Raw genomic sequence first — 21720 nt, forward strand, 5'->3', positions numbered from 1 at the left:
ATTTAATGTTTAAGAATGAATGAGCTTGACTTGAGGTTTTACTATCTACAAAGTTTCAAACACAACATGAATCTATATGCTTTATTTGTCTAAACTGTACCAAGTAGGACTTTGGTACAGTTTTTTTATTTGCTTATTCAATGGAATAAATGAGTATGATAAAATGGTAGATGATTGTTTAATTAACCTATACAATAAAACAGAGATGATCAGGCTCGGAGGAAAGACCATGTTTAAAAAGCTAAAAAATAAAAATAAGACTGAAAATAATCTAAATAATGATTTAGATTTACATAATATTCCTGAACATGTTGCCATCATTATGGATGGAAATGGTCGATGGGCTAAAAAACGTAAAATGCCAAGAATAAAAGGACATTATGAAGGCATGCAAACAATCAAAAAAATTACTCGAGAAGCGAGTAATATTGGTATTAAATATTTAACACTTTATGCTTTCTCCACAGAGAATTGGTCTAGACCTGAAAGCGAAGTTAATTATATTATGAATCTGCCTGTTAATTTTCTTAAAACATTTTTACCAGAGTTAATTGAAAAAAATGTTAAAGTTGAAACAATTGGATTCGGTGAAGGCTTACCCCAATCAACTATTGAAGCTATTAATCAAGCGAAAGAAAAGACGAAGAATAATACAGGATTAACATTAATTTTCGCTATTAATTATGGTGGACGTGCTGAAATTATTCAAAGTATGAAAGAAATATTTGAAGAGTTACAATCTGCGCATCAAAGTTCTGAAGCTATTGATGAAAATCTATTAAACAAACATTTAATGACTCGCGATTACCCTGATCCGGAATTACTAATTCGTACTTCTGGAGAACAAAGAATTAGTAACTTTTTAATTTGGCAAGCTTCATACAGTGAATTTATTTTTAATGAGAAGTTATGGCCAGATTTCGATGAAAATGAATTAAAAGAATGTTTAAAAATTTATCAATCGCGCCAAAGACGCTTTGGGGGATTAAGTGAGGAGTAAAGTATGAAAGTAAGAACATTAACTGCAATTATTGCCTTATTAATATTCTTGCCATTCTTACTAAAAGGTGGCATGATTTTAATGCTTTTCGCTTACTTATTAGCTTTAATTGCATTAAAAGAACTATTAAACATGAACATGATTAAGTTCTTATCTATACCAGGATTTATTAGTGCATTAGCCTTAATTATTATTATGTTGCCTCAAGATGCTGGGGAATGGGTACAAACTATACAACTTAAAAGCTTAATAGCTATGAGTTTTATTGTCCTAAGTTATACAGTGTTATCTAAGAACAGATTTAGTTTTATGGATGCAGCTTTCTGTCTTATGTCGGTAGCATATGTAGGTATTGGATTTATGTATTTCTATGAAACACGTTCAGAGGGATTACATTACATATTATTTGCCTTTCTAATAGTTTGGTTAACAGATACTGGAGCATATATTTTCGGTCGATTAATGGGTAAACATAAATTATGGCCTGTGATTAGCCCTAATAAAACGATTGAAGGTTTTATTGGGGGAATCATTTGTAGTTTACTCGTACCTTTAATTATGCAATTTTTCGTGAATTTCCATCTAAATATATGGCTGTTATTAATAGTTACAGTGATTTTAAGTATGTTTGGTCAATTAGGAGATTTAGTTGAATCTGGATTTAAGCGACACTTTGGTGTCAAAGATTCAGGCCGTATTTTACCAGGTCACGGTGGTATTTTAGATAGATTTGATAGTTTTATGTTTGTTTTACCACTATTAAATATTTTATTAATCCAAATTTAATTTGTGGTACAGTCTATAAAATAAAATAGATGTTATAATAAAGGAGTTATTGAGATATTGGAGAGAGTGCAATGTCTCTTAACTCCTTTTGAACACTATCACTGTATAAATCTTTAACTACAAATATACATATATTTGAGAATGAATCTAAGCGTATTACAATGTTTTATATTATTTGTTTATTCTAGTACTTAGATTTATTGAAAATTAAACATAATATCAATAGAGGTGTAGAGTATGAGCTATTTAATAACAATAGTTTCATTTATCATCGTATTTGGTGTACTAGTTACTGTACATGAATACGGTCATATGTTCTTTGCTAAAAGAGCAGGTATCATGTGTCCTGAATTCGCGATTGGCATGGGGCCTAAAATTTTTAGTTTTAGAAAAGATGAAACATTATACACAATACGTTTATTACCTGTAGGCGGTTATGTAAGAATGGCTGGAGATGGACTTGAAGAGCCACCAGTTCAACCAGGTATGAACGTAAAAATTAAATTAAATGAAAAAGATGAAATTACGCATATTATTTTAGATGATCAACATAAATTCCAACAAATTGAAGCTATAGAAGTTAAAAAATGTGACTTTAAAGATGATTTATATATAGAAGGTATAACATCTTATGATGAAGAAAGACATCATTACTCAATCGCTAAGAAGGCATATTTTGTTGAAAATGGAAGTCTTATACAAATCGCCCCTAGAGATAGACAGTTTGCACATAAGAAACCATTACCCAAATTTTTAACACTTTTTGCCGGCCCGCTCTTCAATTTTATTCTAGCATTAGTGTTATTTATAGGTTTAGCTTATTACCAAGGTACGCCTACAAATACAATTGGAGAAGTAGTAAAGCATTCACCTGCAGATCAAGCTGGGTTACATAAAGGTGATAAAATTGTTCAAATCGGTGATCATAAAATCAAAGATTTCATTGAAATAAGAAAAGTTTTAGATGAAAATAAAACTTCTAAAACATCAATTAAAGTTCAAAGAGATCATCATACAAAAACAATGCAACTTGAACCTAAAAAGGTAGAAAACAAAATTAGTAAAAATAATAAACAAACAAGTTACCAAATTGGATTTGCACCTAAGCTGGAGCACAGTATCTTTAAACCAATAAGTTTTGGAATTTATAATTTCTTTGATAAAGGTAAATTTATCTTCTCAGCGGTTGTTGGTATGATTGCTAGCATCTTTACTGGTGGTTTTTCATTCGACATGCTTAATGGTCCAGTAGGTATTTACCATAATGTGGACTCAGTTGTAAAGTCTGGTATTATCAACCTAATAGGCTATACAGCATTATTAAGTGTAAACTTAGGTATCATGAACTTATTACCTATTCCGGCGTTAGATGGTGGTCGAATTTTATTTGTATTATATGAGGCTATTTTCAGAAAGCCAGTGAATAAAAAGGCTGAAACAGCTATTATTGCAACAGGTGCATTATTTGTTGTTATTATTATGATTATCGTAACTTGGAACGATATACAACGGTATTTCTTATAATTAGGGAGGAAAATAGAGAATGAAACAATCTAAAGTATTTATACCAACGATGAGAGAAGTTCCTGCAGAAGCTGAAGCACTAAGTCATCGTTTATTACTTAAAGCAGGTTTAATCAAACAAAGTACTAGTGGAATCTATAGTTATTTACCACTAGCAACAAGAGTTTTAAATAACATTTCTAACATCGTACGAGAAGAAATGGAAAGTATTGATGCCGTTGAAATTTTAATGCCCGCTTTACAACAAGCTGAATTATGGGAAGAATCTGGACGTTGGGGAGCTTATGGTCCAGAGTTAATGCGACTCAAAGATAGAAATGGAAGAGAATTCGCATTGGGGCCTACGCATGAAGAGGTTGTAACTTCTCTAGTTAGAGACGAGTTAAAATCATATAAACGTTTACCTCTTACTTTATTCCAAATCCAATCAAAATACCGTGATGAGAAAAGACCTCGCTTTGGATTATTACGTGGTAGAGAATTTATTATGAAAGATGCCTATTCATTCCACGCTGACGAAGAATCATTAGATGCAACATATCAAGATATGTACAATGCATATAGCAGAATCTTCAAGCGTGTTGGAATTAACGCACGCCCTGTAGTTGCTGATTCTGGAGCGATTGGTGGTAATCATACTCATGAATTTATGGCTTTAAGTGAAATTGGCGAAGATACAATTGTCTATAGTAATGAAAGTGATTACGCTGCTAACATTGAAAAAGCAGAAGTTATTTATCATCCTTCAGAAAAACATACTGAAACAGCTGAATTATCAAAAATTGAGACACCTAATGTCAAAACAGCTCAAGAACTTGCAGATTTCCTAAATCGTCCACTAGATGAAATTATAAAAACGATGATTTTTAAAGTAGATGGCGAATTTATTATGATTCTTATAAGAGGGCACCATGAACTAAACGATGTTAAATTAAAAGCATATTTTGGTACCGATAATGTTGAAATGGCTTCACAAGATGAAATCGTAAATTTAGTTGGAGCAAATCCTGGATCTTTAGGTCCAATTCATAATAAAGAAATTAAGATATATGCCGATAATTATGTTAAAGATTTAAATAATCTTGTTATAGGTGCTAATGAGGATGGCTATCACTATGTTAATGCTAATGTCGAAAGAGATTTTAACATTGATGAATATGGTGATTTCAGATTTATTTTAGAGGGCGAAATGTTAAGTGATGGTTCTGGTAAAGCTCAATTTGCTGAAGGTATTGAAGTAGGACAAGTCTTCAAATTGGGTACAAAATACTCTGAAGCTATGAACGCCACTTTCCTTGATAATCAAGGTAAAGCGCAACCATTAATTATGGGATGCTACGGTATTGGCATATCAAGAACACTTAGCGCAATCGTTGAACAAAATAATGATGACAATGGTATTATTTGGCCTAAATCAGTCACACCATTCGATTTACATTTAATAACAATTAACCCTAAAAAAGATGATCAACGCGAATTAGGAGATCAACTTTATGCGCAATTAAATGATAAATTCGATGTTCTTTATGATGATAGAAAAGAACGTGCAGGTGTTAAGTTTAACGATGCTGACTTAATTGGATTACCAATGCGAGTTGTAGTCGGTAAAAGAGCTGAAGAGGGTATTGTTGAGGTCAAACAACGCTTGAGTGGTGAAAGTGAAGAGATTCACGTCAATGATTTAGAAAATTATTTAAAAGATTTATATGACAATTTAAAATAGATTTAGATTTTGAAAGTTAACTAGTTGAAGTAGGGCGGGGAATGAATTTTGAGTTTGAAATTCAAACCTGCTCTTCTTTATTGTTTTAAATATACAAATAATTTCTCATGAAAATTAATCAAATGAGTAGTATAATATGAATCAAATTTGCTATAAGATTTGAGTGTGCAGCAATAGTAGTTCTTATCACATACATAATTAGAATTTAAATAAAAGTATAAGTATTAAAAATTTAAGGTGGTTATTATTTTGGCAATGACAAATCAAGAAAAATTCAAAGTACTTGCCGATCAAATTAAAATATCAAATCAATTAGAGACTGATATTCTAAATGAGGGTGAACTGACTCGAATTGATGTTTCTAATAAGAATAGAACATGGGAATTTCAAATCTCATTACCACGTTTTCTTTCACATGAAGATTACCTATTATTTACTCATGCAATTGAAGAAGAGTTTAAAGAAATAGCCACAGTTACCATCCATTTCTCAATTAAAGATACAACTAACCAAGACGAACATGCATTAAAATACTTTGCCCATTGTATTGATCAAACGAGATTATCACCTAAAGTTAAAGGTCAATTAAAACAAAAGAAATTGATTATGTCTGGTAATGTAATCAAAGTTTTAGTATCCAATGATATTGAACGTAACCATTTTGACAAAGCATGTAATGGAAGTTTAGTTAAAGCTTTTCAAAAATGTGGTTTTAATATAGACAAGATTATCTTTGAAACAGATACTACGAATCATGATGATGATTTAGCCTCATTAGAAGCTCATATTCAACAAGAAGATGAACAAAGTGCTAGAGAAGCTACTGAAAAATTAGAAAAAATGAAGGCTGAAAAGGCTAAACAACAAGATAACAATGAAAGTTCTGTTGATAAGTGTCAAATTGGGAAAACAATTCAAGTTGAAAACATTCGCTCTATTGATTCAATTATCGAAGAAGAATTCAAAGTAGCAATTGAAGGTGTTATTTTCGATATAAATTTAAAAGAACTAAAAAGTGGACGTCATATCGTAGAGCTTAAAGTGACAGACTATACAGATTCTTTAGTTTTAAAAATGTTTACTCGTAAAAATAAAGATGACCTAGACCATTTTAAAGCTTTAAGTGTAGGAAAATGGGTCAGAGCACAAGGACGTATTGAAGAAGATACATTTGTGCGTGATTTAGTCATGATGATGTCAGATATTGAAGAAATAAAAAAAGCACCAAAAAAAGACAAAGCTGATGAAAAACGTGTAGAATTTCACTTGCATACTGCAATGAGTCAAATGGACGGTATACCCAATATTGGTTCTTATGTTGAACAAGCTGCTGAGTGGGGTCATTCAGCTATTGCAGTTACTGATCATAATGTCGTTCAAGCATTTCCAGATGCACATAATGCTGCAGAGAAACACGGTATCAAAATGATTTACGGAATGGAGGGCATGCTTGTTGATGACGGTGTGCCTATCGCTTACAAACCTACTGATCGAGTATTAAAAGATGCTACTTATGTGGTATTTGACGTGGAAACAACTGGTTTATCTAATCAATACGATAAAATTATTGAGTTGGCAGCTGTCAAAGTTCATAATGGTGAAATTATTGATAAATTTGAGCGCTTTAGCAATCCTCATGAACGTTTATCTGAAACTATCATTAACTTAACTCATATTACAAACGATATGTTAACTGATGCTCCAGAAATTGAAGAAGTATTAACTGAATTTAAAGAATGGGTTGGAGACGCGATATTTGTAGCTCATAATGCCTCATTTGATATGGGATTTATTGATACTGGTTATGAGCGCTTAGGCTTTGGACCATCTACTAACGGAGTGATCGATACATTAGAACTTTCACGTACGATTAATACAGAATACGGTAAACACGGTTTGAACTTCCTTGCTAAAAAGTATGGCGTCGAACTTACACAACACCATAGAGCCATTTATGATACAGAAGCAACCGCTTATATTTTCATTAAAATGATTCAACAAATGACGGAACTGGGCGTTCACAATCACAATGAAATAAATAAAAAACTAACAAATGAGGACGCATATAAAAGAGCACGTCCATCTCATGTAACACTTATAGTTCAAAACCAAGAGGGACTTAAAAATTTATTTAAAATTGTGAGTGCATCCTTAGTTAAATACTATTATCGTACGCCTAGAATTCCACGATCTCTTTTAAATGAATATAGAGAAGGTATATTAGTTGGTACTGCTTGTGATGAAGGTGAATTATTTACTGCTGTTATGCAAAAAGACCAAGCACAAGTTGAGAAAATTGCTAAGTACTATGACTTTATAGAAGTTCAACCACCTGCATTGTATCAGGACTTAATGGATAGAGAATTAATCCGAGATAACGAAACATTAACAGAGATTTATCAACGGTTAATTGAAGCGGGAGATAGTGTAAATATTCCAGTTATTGCGACAGGAAATGCACATTATTTATATGAACATGATGCAATTGCACGAAAAATTTTAATAGCGTCACAACCGGGTAATCCTTTAAATCGTACTACATTACCAGAAGCGCATTTTAGAACTACAGATGAAATGCTAGATGAGTTTCATTTTCTAGGAGAAGAGAAAGCTTATGAAATCGTAGTTAAAAATACGAATGAATTAGCAGAACGTATTGAGAGAGTTGTACCGATTAAAGATAAATTATTTACACCTAGAATGGAAGGTGCAAATGATGAGATCCGTGAGTTAAGTTACTCAAATGCTAAAAAGTTATATGGGGAAGATTTACCACAAATCGTTATAGATCGATTAGAAAAGGAATTAGAAAGTATTATAGGTAATGGTTTCTCGGTTATTTACTTAATTTCTCAAAGATTAGTTAAAAAATCACTAGATGATGGTTATTTAGTAGGATCACGTGGTTCAGTAGGATCAAGTTTCGTAGCTACTATGACTGAAATAACCGAAGTCAATCCTTTACCTCCTCATTATATATGTTCACATTGTAAAACAAGCGAGTTCTTTAATGATGGTTCAGTAGGTTCAGGTTTCGATCTTCCTGATAAAAAATGTCCTACATGTGGCAATGAACTTATAAAAGAAGGACAAGATATTCCATTCGAAACATTCTTAGGTTTCAAAGGAGATAAAGTTCCCGATATTGATTTAAACTTTAGTGGGGAATACCAACCAAACGCGCATAACTATACCAAAGTTTTATTCGGAGAAGATAAGGTTTTCCGTGCAGGAACAATTGGTACAGTTGCTGAGAAAACTGCTTTCGGTTTTGTAAAAGGATACTTAAATGATCAAGGTATTCATAAACGCGGAGCTGAAATTGATAGATTGGTTAAAGGTTGTACTGGTGTTAAACGTACGACTGGACAACATCCGGGTGGTATTATAGTAGTCCCTGATTATATGGATATTTATGATTTTACACCGATACAGTTTCCGGCAGATGATCAAAGTGCAGCTTGGATGACAACTCACTTTGACTTCCACTCCATTCATGATAACGTATTAAAACTCGATATCCTTGGTCACGATGATCCAACAATGATACGTATGCTTCAAGACTTATCAGGTATTGATCCTAAAACTATTCCAGTTGATGATAAGGATACGATGCAGATTTTCAGTGGTCCTGAAAGTTTAGGCGTTACTGAAGATGAAATATTATGTAAAACTGGTACATTTGGAGTTCCTGAATTTGGTACTGGATTCGTTAGACAAATGTTAGAAGATACGAAACCAACAACCTTCTCGGAACTTGTACAAATTTCTGGATTATCACATGGTACTGATGTGTGGCTTGGTAATGCTCAAGAATTGATACGACAAGGTATTTGTGATTTATCAAGCGTAATAGGTTGTCGTGATGATATCATGGTCTATCTTATGTATGCAGGCTTAGAACCATCTATGGCCTTTAAAACAATGGAGTTTGTACGTAAAGGCCGTGGATTAACCGATGAAATGGTTGAAGCTATGAAAGAAAATGATGTACCTGACTGGTATTTAGATTCATGCCGAAAAATTAAATACATGTTCCCTAAGGCACATGCTGCAGCATATGTTCTAATGGCAGTAAGAATTGCTTATTTTAAAGTACATCATCCTTTATATTATTACGCAGCGTACTTCACAATAAGGGCTTCTGACTTTGATCTCATCACAATGATTAAAGATAAAACGAGTATACGTAACACTGTTAAAGATATGTACTCACGTTATATGGACTTAGGCAAAAAAGAAAAAGATGTTTTAACAGTTTTAGAAATTATGAACGAAATGGCACATCGAGGGTTCCGTATGCAACCAATTAGTCTCGAAAAAAGTCAGGCTTTCGACTTTGTTATTGAAGAAGATACGCTTATTCCTCCGTTTGTTGCAGTACCAGGTCTAGGTGAGAATGTTGCCAAACGGATTGTTGAAGCACGTGAAGAAGGACCTTTCTTATCCAAAGAAGATTTAAATAAGAAAGCAGGACTTTCACAAAAAGTTATTGATTACTTAGATGAGATGGGATCCTTACCAGGTTTACCAGATAAAGCACAATTATCTATTTTTGATATGTAGTTTTCCCTTGAAAATGATTGCTAATTATCAAATAGATTACCAAAATCAGGAAGTAGGTGCTAAACAATAGAATGTTAATAGCACCTCTATCCCGTCTACAACTTATGAAATTTGTTTAGTATCATGAGTTATGATATACTTTAATTGTGTAAAAAATGATTAAACTCAGGCAGAAGAGTGGGCATATACCCGCTCTTTTCTATTTGCCAAAAAAGGAGGCCTGTATGAGTAAGATTACTGAACAAGTAGAAACTATAATTCAGCCTATATTAGATGATTTAAAATTTGAACTTGTTGAAATTGAATATGTTAAAGAAGGTAAAGATCGCTTTCTTAGAGTATCCATCGATAAAGAAGGTGGCGTAGATCTTAATGATTGTACTTTAGCTTCAGAAAAAATTAGTGAAGCAATGGATGAAAATGACCCTATCCCGGAAATGTATTACCTTGATGTAGCATCTCCAGGGGCAGAACGACCTATTAAAAAAGATAAAGATTTTCAAAATGCTGTAAGTCAACCTATATTTGTTTCACTTTATGCACCAATAGAAGGTGATAAAGAGTGGTTAGGAATCTTAAAATCTGTAGATGAAGACAATATAGTTATGGAAGTAAAAGAAAAATCAAAAACCAAAGAAATTGAAATACCAAGAAATAAAATCGCTAAAGCACGTCACGCTGTTATGATTTAACGTGATGAGGAGGAAAAACTGTGTCAAGTAATGAATTATTATTAGCTACTGAATATTTAGAAAAGGAAAAGAAAATTCCTAGAGAAGTACTTATCGATGCTATTGAAGCTGCGCTAATCACTGCATATAAGAAAAATTATGACAGTGCAAGAAATGTAAGAGTAGAATTGAACATGGACGAAGGTTCGTTTAGAGTTATTGCTCGAAAAGAAGTCGTAGAGGAAGTCTTCGATGATAGAGATGAAGTAGATCTAAGCACTGCATTGGTAAAAAATCCAGCTTATGAAATTGGTGATATCTATGAAGAAGATGTTACTCCTAAAGACTTTGGACGAGTAGGCGCACAAGCAGCTAAACAAGCAGTTATGCAACGTTTAAGAGACGCTGAAAGAGAAATCCTATATGATGAATTTATTGATAAAGAAGAAGATATTTTAACAGGTGTGATTGACCGTGTCGATCATCGCTATGTTTACGTAAATTTAGGTAGAATTGAAGCTGTTTTATCTGAAGCTGAAAGAAGCCCTAACGAAAGTTACATCCCTAATGAACGTATTAAAGTTTATGTAAACAAAGTTGAACAAACAACAAAAGGACCTCAGATTTATGTTTCAAGAAGTCATCCTGGTTTATTAAAACGTTTATTTGAACAAGAAGTTCCAGAAATTTATGATGGAACTGTCATTGTTAAATCTGTAGCACGTGAAGCAGGAGACCGTTCTAAAATCAGTGTTTACTCTGATAATGCAGATATCGACGCAGTAGGTGCATGTGTAGGTTCTAAAGGTGCACGTGTTGAAGCTGTTGTTGAAGAACTTGGTGGAGAGAAAATAGACATCGTTCAATGGAATGAGGATCCGAAAGTATTCGTTAGAAATGCTTTAAGCCCATCACAAGTTCTAGAAGTTATTGTTGACGAAGAAAATCAATCAACAATAGTGGTTGTACCTGATTACCAACTTTCTCTAGCAATAGGTAAACGTGGTCAAAATGCGCGTCTAGCAGCTAAATTAACTGGTTGGAAGATTGATATTAAATCTGAATCTGATGCACGTGAAGCAGGCGTTTACCCTGTAATTGAATCTGAAGAAGTTGCAGATGAAATCGTAAACACTGGTGATGAAGATGTTGAATTTGATGACGTTAATTTAGAAGAATCTAATTTAACAACAGCAGAATTAGCTGCAGAGACTGATGAAGAAAAAGACTCTGATGCTGAAGAAGATAAAAATACAGAAGAATAGATTGGAGTGTTAACTTATGAAAAAGAAAAAAATTCCAATGCGAAAATGTATTATATCTAATGAAATGCATCCAAAGAAAGATATGATTCGAGTAGTCATCAATAAAGAAGGCGAAATCTTTGCAGATGCGACTGGTAAGAAACAAGGTCGTGGAGCATATGTTTCTAAAGATGTTTCTCTAGTTGAAAAGGCTCAACAAAAAGAGTTACTTGAAAAGTACTTTAACGCCTCTAAAGAAACACTAGAGCCGGTATATAAAGAAATTATTCGTTTAATTTATAGAGAAGAGATTCCTAAATGATTAAAGATCAAATATTTAATTTCCTGGGCTTAGCAATGAGAGCAGGAAAAGTTAAAAGTGGAGAATCTGTTATTTTAAACGACATTAAAACCAATAAGATAAAACTCGTAATCGTAGCAACCGACGCGTCTGACAATACTTTGAAAGTTATGAAAGATAAGTGCAATAGCAACCAAGTTCCATTAAGGAATTTTGGAACGAGGGCTGAATTAGGGGGAGCACTTGGTAAAGGCGAGAGAGTTAATATTGGTGTAACAGATAATGGTTTTGCTAAAAAGTTATTATCAATGATAGATGAATATCGTAAGGAGTGATTATATGAGTAAAAAAAGAATTTACGAATATGCAAAAGAATTAAATCTAAAGAGTAAAGAGATTATAGATGAGTTAAAAAGTATGAACGTTGAAGTGTCGAACCATATGCAAGCTTTAGAAGACGACCAAATTAAAGCTTTAGATAAAAAGTTCAAAAAAGAACAAAACACAGACGACAAACAAAATACTCAAAATAATCACCAAAAATCTAATAATAAACAAAATCAAAATAATAAAGGCAATCAATCGAATAAAGATAAACAAAATAACAAAGGTAATCAACAAAAAAACAATAACCAACAAAAGAATCAAAACAAAAAAAATGGTCAGAACAATAAAGGCAAGCAACAAAATAAAAATAATAAAAACAATAAAAATAACAAAAATAATAAACAGCAAAATCAAGCTGCAGAACCTAAAGAAATGCCTTCAAAAATTACTTATCAAGAAGGAATTACTGTTGGTGAATTAGCTGAAAAACTTAATGTTGAATCTTCAGGTATCATTAAAAAATTATTCTTATTAGGAATTATGGCTAACATTAACCAATCATTAGATGAAGAAACACTAGAATTAATTGCAGATGATTATGGTGTGGAAATTGAGCAAGAAGTAGTTATTGATGAAGAAGATTTATCTATTTATTTCGACGATGAAACTGAAGATCCTGATGCGATCGAAAGACCAGCTGTTGTTACAATTATGGGACACGTTGACCATGGTAAGACAACATTATTAGACTCTATTCGTCATACTAAAGTTACTGAAGGAGAAGCTGGAGGTATCACTCAACATATTGGTGCTTACCAAATTGAAAATAATGGAAAGAAAATTACTTTCTTAGATACTCCTGGACACGCAGCATTTACAACTATGCGTGCGCGTGGTGCTCAAGTAACAGATATTACAATTCTTGTAGTAGCTGCTGACGATGGCGTTATGCCACAAACAATTGAAGCAATCAACCACGCAAAAGAAGCAGATGTCCCTACAATTGTGGCAGTTAACAAAATTGATAAACCAACTGCAAATCCTGACCGTGTAATGCAAGAATTAACGGAATATGGTTTAATCCCAGAAGATTGGGGCGGTGACACAATCTTTGTACCACTTTCTGCTTTAAGTGGTGATGGTATCGAGGATTTACTAGAAATGATTGGACTTGTTGCAGAAGTTCAAGAACTTAAAGCCAATCCTGACAAACGTGCAGTAGGTACAGTTATTGAAGCTGAACTTGATAAATCACGTGGACCAGCTGCTTCCTTATTAGTACAAAACGGTACATTAAACGTTGGTGATTCAATTGTAGTAGGTAATACGTATGGTCGTATCCGAGCAATGGTTAATGACTTAGGTAAACGTATTAAATCAGCAGGCCCTTCAACACCTGTAGAAATCACTGGTATCAATGATGTACCACTTGCTGGAGATCGATTTGTAGTATTTAGTGATGAGAAACAAGCACGTCGTATAGGTGAAGCGCGTCATGAAGCAAGCGTGATTCAACAACGTCAAGAAAGTAAAAATGTTTCATTAGATAACTTATTTGAACAAATGAAACAAGGTGAAATGAAAGATTTAAATGTAATTATTAAAGGTGACGTTCAAGGTTCAGTAGAAGCATTAGCTGCTTCATTAATGAAAATTGATGTAGAAGGCGTAAATGTACGTATTATCCACACTGCAGTAGGTGCAGTTAATGAATCAGACGTAACATTAGCAAATGCTTCTAATGGTATCATCATTGGCTTTAATGTACGACCAGATGCTGGCGCAAAACGTGCTGCTGAAGCTGAAAATGTTGATATGAGATTACACCGCGTTATCTATAACGTAATTGAAGAAATTGAATCTGCTATGAAAGGTTTACTGGACCCTGAATATGAAGAACAAGTGATTGGTCAAGCTGAAGTTCGTCAAACATTCAAGGTGTCTAAAGTTGGTACAATTGCTGGTAGTTACGTGACTGAAGGTAAAATCACACGTAATGCGGGTGTACGAGTAATTAGAGACGGTATTGTATTATTCGAAGGTGAATTAGATACATTAAAACGTTTCAAAGATGATGCTAAAGAAGTAGCTCAAGGTTATGAGTGTGGTATTACTATTGAAAAATATAATGACCTAAAAGAAGGCGACATTATCGAAGCGTTTGAAATGGTTGAAATTCAACGATAATAAATGTTTGAACTAATGAAATCTCCTCGCTATTTAGTAAAATAGGGAGGAGATTTTTAATAAAGCACATTGCTAAGAATAATATGATTTAATAAAATATTACTTGCTAAAGTAAATTTAATTTTAAAGAAAAATAAAATAAAGAGGTGAAATAAGATGAGTAATATGAGAGCTGAACGTGTTGGAGAACAAATGAAACAAGAAATCATGGATATCGTTAATAATAAAGTAAAAGATCCAAGAGTAGGATTTCTAACTATTACTGATGTTGAACTAACTAATGACTTATCTCACGCCAAAGTTTATCTCACAGTATTAGGTAGTAAAAAAGAGGTCGACAACACATTTAAAGCACTTGAAAAAGCTAAAGGTTTCATTAAATCTGAGCTAGGTTCAAGAATGCGTTTAAGAATTATTCCTGACTTAACATTTGAATATGATGAATCAATAGAATACGGAAATAAAATTGAACGCATGATTCAAGATTTACACAAAGAAGATAAATAAATTCTCAATTATAGTAGGTAGGCAGATTCATACAAATTTAAATGTATCTGATTACCTACTTTTTTATATAAAAATAGTGGGCAATTATATCTAAAGAGATGTTATAATGATTGAGGTAAAATTAACTGTAGATTAAAGGTGTGACAACATGTATAACGGTATATTACCCGTATTCAAAGAAAGAGGTTTGACGAGCCATGATGTAGTTTTTAAACTTAGAAAAATATTAAAAATGAAGAAGATCGGACACACAGGTACGTTGGACCCTGAAGTGGATGGGGTTCTTCCAATATGCCTTGGTAATGCTACTAGAGTGAGCGATTACGTGATGGAAATGGGAAAAACATATAAAGCTGAAGTTACTCTAGGAGTAAGCACAACAACTGAAGATCAAACTGGGAATACATTAGAGGTTAAAGGAATTGATAAAGACGATGTTACAGAACGGGATATTGATCAAACGCTTGAGAAATTTTTAGGCGTTATCGAACAAATTCCACCAATGTATTCATCAGTTAAAGTTAAAGGAAAAAAACTTTATGAGTATGCCCGTAATAATGAAGAAGTCGAAAGACCTGTAAGACATGTTCTTATCAAAAATATTTATAGAACTTCAAATTTAACTTTTCAAAACAACCAATGTCATTTTGAAATTGAAGTGAGTTGCGGTAAAGGCACATACATCAGAACTTTAGCTACTGATATTGGTAAGAAATTAGGTTATCCAGCGCATATGTCACGTTTGACAAGAGTTTCCTCAGGTGGTTTTCAAATCGACAAAAGTTTTAAATTAGAACAAATTAAGGACATGCATGAGCATGATTCATTACAAGATAAGCTATTTCCTATAGAATATGGCTTAAAAGGATTGCAAGAGATTGAAATAAATGATGAAGCATTTAAGAAAAGAATTTTAAATGGACAAAAATTTAATGTTAAGGACTTAGATCAAGAAATAGAGTCACAGTTTGTTTTTATTGATCAAATGTCAAAAAAAGCATTAGCCATTTATATGGTACATCCTGAGAAGATAAATGAAATTAAACCGAAAAAAGTATTTAACTAAAGGAGAAATACATTTATGAAAGTGATAGAAGTTACCCATCCCATTCAAAAAGATCAATTAATTAATGAAAATGTTGCGATGGCGTTTGGTTTCTTTGATGGCATGCATAGAGGTCACGACAAGGTGTTTCAAGCTTTGAATCAAAAAGCGGAAGAAAATAATCTAAAGAAAGCTGTAATGACATTTGACCCGCATCCATCTGTGGTTTTGAATCCCGAACGTAAACGTACGACTTATTTAACACCACTTTCAGATAAACTAGAAATGATTGAACATCATGACGTAGATTACTGCATAGTTATTAATTTTTCTTCTCGTTTCGCTAGCGTCACTTCTGAAGAATTTATTCAAGAATATGTAATTAATAATAATGTAAAAGAAGTGATTGCTGGATTTGATTTTACTTTTGGGAAATTCGGAAAAGGAAACATGACTGTTTTACAAGAATCTAATGATTTTAAAACTACAATCGTAGGTAAACAAGAATTGGATTCTGAAAAGATTTCAACAACCGCTATAAGAGAAGCATTAACTGAAGGCAATTTAAGAAAAGCAAACGAAGAACTTGGTTATCTTTATAGAATTAAAGGAACAGTTGTTCAAGGAGAGAAACGAGGCAGAACTATAGGCTTCCCAACGGCAAACGTTCAACCAAGCGACGATTATGTGTTACCAAAAAAAGGTGTATATGCTGTTAGTATGGAAATTGGTCCAGAAAGTAAAATATATAGAGGAGTGGCCAATGTAGGAGTTAAACCAACTTTCCATGATCCAGCTAAAGCTGAAGTCGTTATAGAAGTAAATATTTTTGATTTTGATGAAAATATTTATGGCGAACGAGTTACTGTGTATTGGCACTATTTCTTGAGACCGGAAGTTAAATTTTCAGGTATAGATCCATTAGTTGAACAAATGAATGAAGATAAAGACCAAGCAAAATATTTATTATCTGTTGATTTCGGTGATGATGTATCGTATAATATTTAAAGTTGAGGAAGAAAAGTTAAGATAAATAGCTTACTTCTAAAATACCTTTTTCTTAGTAGGTCGAGTCTCCGACGCCTAACTCAGATTAAGGAGTTAAATTATATTAAGGAGGAAATTGATTATGGCAATTTCACAAGAACGTAAAGATGAATTAATTAAACAATACCGTGTACACGAAACTGATACTGGTTCTCCAGAGGTTCAAATCGCTGTTTTAACTGCAGAAATCGCTGCATTAAACGAGCATTTACGTGAACACAAAAAAGACCACCATTCACGTCGTGGATTATTAAAAATGGTAGGTCGTCGTAGACACTTATTAAACTACTTACGTAGTAAAGATATTCAACGTTACCGTGAATTAATTAAATCATTAGGTATCCGTCGTTAATCTTAATATAGAATTACGAAAGTACCAGTTGAATGATACTTTTATTATAGTTTACTACTAAATAAATTTAATTAAGATGACTGTTTGAAAGCACTTTTCAAACGAGGAGTCAAAATGCATTACGACGGGATTTTACTATTAGTAAATGAGCTAGTCATGCATAAGACGACAAGGAGTGAAAGAGCTTGTCTACAGTCAAAGGAAAGCACCAGTTGAATGGTACTTTCCTTTTTTTATTATCGTACATAATAAAAAATATAAAAATATGTGAATAAATGATATGATGTAAGTAATAGAATGAAGAGAGGAGATTCATAATGTCTCAAGAGAAGAAAGTTTTCAAAACTGAATGGGCTGGACGCTCTTTAACGATTGAGACAGGGCAATTAGCTAAACAAGCTAATGGTGCTGTGTTAGTACGTTATGGAGATACAGTTGTGTTATCAACTGCTACTGCTTCAAAGGAACCTAGAGATGGTGACTTTTTCCCATTAACAGTGAACTATGAAGAAAAAATGTATGCAGCAGGTAAAATTCCTGGTGGATTTAAAAAAAGAGAAGGACGACCAGGTGATGAAGCGACGCTGACAGCTCGTTTAATCGATAGACCTATTCGTCCCCTTTTCCCTAAAGGATACAGACATGATGTTCAGATTATGAATATCGTCTTAAGTGCTGATCCAGATTGTTCACCTGAAATGGCTGCAATGATTGGTTCTTCAATGGCTTTAAGCGTCTCAGATATTCCTTTCCAAGGACCAATCGCAGGCGTAAACGTAGGTTATGTTGATGGAAATTATGTTATTAACCCTTCAGTTAATGAAAAGGAAGTTTCTAGATTAGATTTAGAAGTAGCTGGCCATAAAGATGCCGTAAATATGGTAGAAGCTGGAGCTAGTGAAATTACAGAAAGTGAAATGCTTGAGGCAATCTTCTTTGGACATGAAGAAATCAAACGTTTAGTTGCATTCCAACAAGAAATCATCGATCATATTCAACCTGAGAAACAAGAATTTATTCCAGTTGAACGTGATGAAGCTCTCGTTGAAAAAGTAAAAGCTTTAACTGAAGAAAAAGGATTAAAAGAAACAGTTTTAACTTTTGATAAACAACAGCGTGATGAAAATCTAGATGCGCTAAAAGAAGAAGTAGTTGCACATTTTATTGATGAAGAAGATCCAGAAAACGAAGCGCTTATTAATGAAGTGTACGCAATTTTAAACGATTTAGTGAAAGAAGAAGTTAGACGTTTAATTGCAGATGAAAAAATTCGTCCAGATGGTCGAAAAGTAGATGAAATACGACCACTTGATTCAGAAGTTGGCTTGCTTCCAAGAGCTCATGGTTCTGGATTATTCACACGTGGTCAAACACAAGCGTTATCCGTGTTAACGTTAGGTGCTTTAGGTGATTATCAACTTATTGATGGTTTAGGGCCAGAAGTAGAAAAACGCTTTATGCATCATTATAATTTCCCTAACTTCTCAGTAGGTGAGACAGGACCTGTTCGTGCACCAGGACGTCGTGAAATTGGTCATGGTGCTCTAGGTGAAAGAGCTTTACGTTATATTATTCCTGACACAGCTGATTTCCCTTACACAATTCGTATAGTAAGTGAAGTATTAGAATCAAATGGTTCTTCTTCACAAGCATCAATTTGTGGTTCAACATTAGCTTTAATGGATGCCGGCGTACCTATTAAAGCTCCTGTAGCGGGTATTGCAATGGGTCTTGTGACTCGTGATGATAGCTATACTATTTTAACTGATATTCAAGGTATGGAAGACGCACTTGGTGATATGGACTTCAAAGTGGCTGGTACTAAAGAAGGTATTACTGCTATTCAAATGGATATTAAGATAGATGGATTGACACGTGAAGTTATTGAAGAAGCACTTGAACAAGCACGTCAAGGCCGATTAGCTATTATGGATCATATGCTACAAACAATTGATCATCCTCGAAAAGAACTAAGTGCTTATGCACCGAAAGTTGTTACTATGCATATTAATCCTGATAAAATCAGAGATGTTATAGGACCTGGTGGTAAAAAAATTAACGAAATTATTGATGAAACAGGTGTCAAATTAGATATCGAACAAGACGGTACAATCTTTATAGGTGCTGTAGATCAAGCTATGATTGATCGTGCGAAAGAAATTATTGAGGATATTACACGTGAAGCTGAAGTAGGTCAAGTTTATAATGCTAAAGTTAAACGTATTGAGAAATATGGTGCTTTCGTCGAATTATTCCCAGGAAAGGACGCATTACTTCACATTTCACAAATATCTAAAGAACGAATCAATAAAGTTGAAGATGTATTAAACATTGGCGATTCAATTGAAGTTAAAATTACAGAAATTGATAAACAAGGTCGTGTCAATGCATCTCATAAAGCTTTATTAGATGATTAGATTTAACTATTAAGGTTGAGTATTCTTAAATGAATGCTCAACCTTTTTATTTTATTGTAAAAAATAAAATCAGTTTAAAAGTTTCATTTCAATTAGTTATTTTAATTTAAATGATAATTCAAAATGTTCAAGCGGTTCAACCGTGCAATAATAGTGTACATCACGCATATTTTAACTTATAATAAATGGTGAGTTTATATATGGACGGGTCATTATTTATAGGAGGTAACATTTTGAGTTTAATAAAGAAAAAAAATAAAGATATTCGCATCATACCACTTGGTGGTGTAGGCGAAATCGCTAAAAATATGTACATCGTTGAAGTAGACGATGAAATGTTTATGTTAGATGCGGGATTAATGTTCCCTGAAGATGAAATGTTAGGTGTGGATATCGTTATTCCTGACATTCAGTACGTAATTGAAAATAAAGATAAATTAAAAGGTATTTTCCTTTCACATGGTCATGAGCACGCAATTGGTGCAGTTAGCTATATTTTAGAGCAAATTGACGCGCCAGTTTATGGTTCTAAATTAACGATTGCACTTATTAAAGAAAATATGAAGGCCCGTAATATTAAGAAAAAAGTGCGCTACTATACAGTATCTCATGATTCAGTAATGAAATTTAAAAATGTGAATGTGAGCTTCTTTAATACTACACACAGTATTCCAGATAGCTTGGGGATTTGCATTCATACTTCTTATGGTTCAATTGTATATACAGGAGAATTTAAATTCGACCAAAGTTTACATGGTCAATATGCACCTGATATGAAGCGCATGGCTGAAATTGGTGATGAAGGTGTATTTGCTTTAATTAGTGATTCTACAGAAGCAGAAAAACCTGGCTATAACACTCCTGAAAATGTCATTGAACATCATATGTATGACGCATTCACTAAAGTTAAAGGAAGACTTATAGTTTCTTGCTATGCATCTAATTTTATTCGCATACAACAAGTTCTAAATATAGCTAGTAAATTGAATCGAAAAGTATCATTCTTAGGTCGCTCACTTGAAAGTTCATTTAATATTGCTCGTAAGATGGGATATTTTGATATTCCGAAGGATTTATTAATTCCTATCAATGAAGTTGATAATTATCCTAAAAATGAAGTTATTATTATTGCAACTGGTATGCAAGGCGAACCTGTAGAGGCTTTAAGCCAAATGGCTCAAAAGAAACATAAAATTATGAATATTGAAGAAGGCGATTCAGTATTCTTAGCAATCACGGCTTCTGCTAATATGGAAGTAATCATAGCTGATACTTTAAACGAACTTGTACGTGCAGGGGCACACATCATCCCTAACAATAAAAAAATCCATGCTTCAAGTCATGGTTGTATGGAAGAATTAAAAATGATGTTAAATATAATGAAACCTGAATACTTTATTCCAGTGCAAGGTGAATTTAAAATGCAAATTGCTCACGCTAAATTAGCAGCAGAATCAGGTGTAGCACCTGAAAAGATTTTCTTAGTTGAAAAAGGTGATGTGATCAATTACAACGGTAAAGATATGGTACTCAATGAAAAGGTAAATTCAGGTAATGTACTTATCGATGGTATTGGTGTCGGAGACGTAGGTAATATTGTCTTAAGAGACCGCCATTTATTAGCTGAAGATGGAATTTTCATTGCTGTTGTCACGCTAGATCCTAAGAATAGACGTATCGCTGCAGGACCTGAAATTCAATCAAGAGGGTTCGTTTATGTTAGAGAAAGTGAAGAATTATTAAATGAAGCCGAAGAAAAAGTGCGTACAATTGTAGAAGCAGGTTTACAAGAAAAACGTATAGAATGGTCTGAAATTAAGCAAAATATGCGAGATCAAATTAGCAAATTATTATTTGAAAGCACGAAACGTCGTCCAATGATTATTCCAGTAATTTCTGAGATTTAATCTTAATAAATAACATTTGAAGAGGTTGGGACAATTGTGTATAGCAAATCATTTAAGTGATTTAAGGTGATTATGCTCTGCAACGAGGTCTTCTTAATTTTTGTTCAAACATATCT

At 33.2% G+C, this 21720-nt stretch carries 16 protein-coding genes; all 16 read left to right on the top strand.

Translation table 11 applies throughout. The annotated features are described in order from the left end of the window. Positions 1-229: 229 nt before the first annotated feature. Positions 230-1000, top strand: coding sequence for an isoprenyl transferase (locus tag CM54_RS03190; protein ID WP_002436351.1), 771 nt, complete (start codon positions 230-232; stop codon positions 998-1000). A gap of 3 nt (positions 1001-1003) precedes the next feature. Next, positions 1004-1786, top strand: a complete 783-nt coding sequence (locus CM54_RS03195) for a phosphatidate cytidylyltransferase (RefSeq protein ID WP_002436308.1) — start codon at positions 1004-1006, stop codon at positions 1784-1786. Positions 1787-2023: 237 nt separating this feature from the next. After that, complete coding sequence (gene rseP / locus CM54_RS03200; protein ID WP_037548847.1) at positions 2024-3310, top strand: RIP metalloprotease RseP; 1287 nt, start codon at positions 2024-2026, stop codon at positions 3308-3310. 19 nt (positions 3311-3329) lie between these two features. Beyond that, entirely contained in the window at positions 3330-5033 is a 1704-nt protein-coding gene (locus tag CM54_RS03205) for a proline--tRNA ligase (RefSeq protein WP_037548850.1), read from the top strand. A 255-nt stretch (positions 5034-5288) separates the two neighbouring features. Continuing rightward, positions 5289-9599, top strand: coding sequence for a PolC-type DNA polymerase III (locus tag CM54_RS03210; protein ID WP_155980151.1), 4311 nt, complete (start codon positions 5289-5291; stop codon positions 9597-9599). Between the two features lie 224 nt (positions 9600-9823). Further along, a complete protein-coding gene (gene rimP, locus CM54_RS03215; protein ID WP_002436317.1) occupies positions 9824-10291 on the top strand; it encodes a ribosome maturation factor RimP in 468 nt (155 codons plus the stop codon). A 20-nt stretch (positions 10292-10311) separates the two neighbouring features. Then, entirely contained in the window at positions 10312-11535 is a 1224-nt protein-coding gene (gene nusA / locus CM54_RS03220; protein WP_002436342.1) for a transcription termination factor NusA, read from the top strand. 16 nt (positions 11536-11551) lie between these two features. Beyond that, positions 11552-11836, top strand: a complete 285-nt coding sequence (gene rnpM / locus CM54_RS03225; protein WP_002436310.1) for an RNase P modulator RnpM — start codon at positions 11552-11554, stop codon at positions 11834-11836. Then, entirely contained in the window at positions 11833-12150 is a 318-nt protein-coding gene (locus tag CM54_RS03230; RefSeq protein WP_002436350.1) for a L7Ae/L30e/S12e/Gadd45 family ribosomal protein, read from the top strand. Before rnpM ends, CM54_RS03230 begins: the two co-directional genes overlap by 4 nt. Positions 12151-12154: 4 nt before the next feature. After that, positions 12155-14329, top strand: a complete 2175-nt coding sequence (infB, locus tag CM54_RS03235) for a translation initiation factor IF-2 (RefSeq protein ID WP_023350386.1) — start codon at positions 12155-12157, stop codon at positions 14327-14329. Between the two features lie 156 nt (positions 14330-14485). Then, on the top strand, positions 14486-14836 hold the full coding sequence (rbfA, locus tag CM54_RS03240; RefSeq protein ID WP_002436301.1) for a 30S ribosome-binding factor RbfA: 351 nt from the start codon (positions 14486-14488) through the stop codon (positions 14834-14836). A 148-nt stretch (positions 14837-14984) separates the two neighbouring features. Next, positions 14985-15902, top strand: a complete 918-nt coding sequence (gene truB, locus CM54_RS03245; protein ID WP_037548857.1) for a tRNA pseudouridine(55) synthase TruB — start codon at positions 14985-14987, stop codon at positions 15900-15902. Between the two features lie 15 nt (positions 15903-15917). After that, positions 15918-16889, top strand: a complete 972-nt coding sequence (gene ribF, locus CM54_RS03250; protein ID WP_002436322.1) for a riboflavin biosynthesis protein RibF — start codon at positions 15918-15920, stop codon at positions 16887-16889. A gap of 121 nt (positions 16890-17010) precedes the next feature. Continuing rightward, positions 17011-17280 (top strand): 30S ribosomal protein S15, encoded by a 270-nt coding sequence (gene rpsO, locus CM54_RS03255; protein ID WP_002436359.1) that lies wholly within the window; start codon positions 17011-17013, stop codon positions 17278-17280. A 317-nt stretch (positions 17281-17597) separates the two neighbouring features. Then, complete coding sequence (gene pnp, locus CM54_RS03260; protein WP_002436345.1) at positions 17598-19697, top strand: polyribonucleotide nucleotidyltransferase; 2100 nt, start codon at positions 17598-17600, stop codon at positions 19695-19697. A 233-nt stretch (positions 19698-19930) separates the two neighbouring features. Continuing rightward, positions 19931-21604, top strand: coding sequence for a ribonuclease J2 (gene rnjB / locus CM54_RS03265; RefSeq protein ID WP_002469869.1), 1674 nt, complete (start codon positions 19931-19933; stop codon positions 21602-21604). Positions 21605-21720 lie beyond the last annotated feature (116 nt).

Source organism: Staphylococcus sp. TE8, from assembly GCF_000692055.1.
Classification (GTDB): Bacteria; Bacillota; Bacilli; order Staphylococcales; family Staphylococcaceae; genus Staphylococcus; species Staphylococcus capitis.

What these genes read in the sequence shown, in the direction of transcription:
- rseP (WP_037548847.1), top strand. Translation starts at nt 2,024, where the DNA reads ATGAGCTATTTAATAACAATAGTTTCATTTATCATCGTATTTGGTGTA.
- CM54_RS03205 (WP_037548850.1), top strand. Translation starts at nt 3,330, where the DNA reads ATGAAACAATCTAAAGTATTTATACCAACGATGAGAGAAGTTCCTGCA.
- rnpM (WP_002436310.1), top strand. Translation starts at nt 11,552, where the DNA reads ATGAAAAAGAAAAAAATTCCAATGCGAAAATGTATTATATCTAATGAA.
- rbfA (WP_002436301.1), top strand. Translation starts at nt 14,486, where the DNA reads ATGAGTAATATGAGAGCTGAACGTGTTGGAGAACAAATGAAACAAGAA.
- rimP (WP_002436317.1), top strand. Translation starts at nt 9,824, where the DNA reads ATGAGTAAGATTACTGAACAAGTAGAAACTATAATTCAGCCTATATTA.
- CM54_RS03195 (WP_002436308.1), top strand. Translation starts at nt 1,004, where the DNA reads ATGAAAGTAAGAACATTAACTGCAATTATTGCCTTATTAATATTCTTG.
- pnp (WP_002436345.1), top strand. Translation starts at nt 17,598, where the DNA reads ATGTCTCAAGAGAAGAAAGTTTTCAAAACTGAATGGGCTGGACGCTCT.
- CM54_RS03210 (WP_155980151.1), top strand. Translation starts at nt 5,289, where the DNA reads ATGACAAATCAAGAAAAATTCAAAGTACTTGCCGATCAAATTAAAATA.
- CM54_RS03190 (WP_002436351.1), top strand. Translation starts at nt 230, where the DNA reads ATGTTTAAAAAGCTAAAAAATAAAAATAAGACTGAAAATAATCTAAAT.
- CM54_RS03230 (WP_002436350.1), top strand. Translation starts at nt 11,833, where the DNA reads ATGATTAAAGATCAAATATTTAATTTCCTGGGCTTAGCAATGAGAGCA.
- rpsO (WP_002436359.1), top strand. Translation starts at nt 17,011, where the DNA reads ATGGCAATTTCACAAGAACGTAAAGATGAATTAATTAAACAATACCGT.
- truB (WP_037548857.1), top strand. Translation starts at nt 14,985, where the DNA reads ATGTATAACGGTATATTACCCGTATTCAAAGAAAGAGGTTTGACGAGC.
- infB (WP_023350386.1), top strand. Translation starts at nt 12,155, where the DNA reads ATGAGTAAAAAAAGAATTTACGAATATGCAAAAGAATTAAATCTAAAG.
- ribF (WP_002436322.1), top strand. Translation starts at nt 15,918, where the DNA reads ATGAAAGTGATAGAAGTTACCCATCCCATTCAAAAAGATCAATTAATT.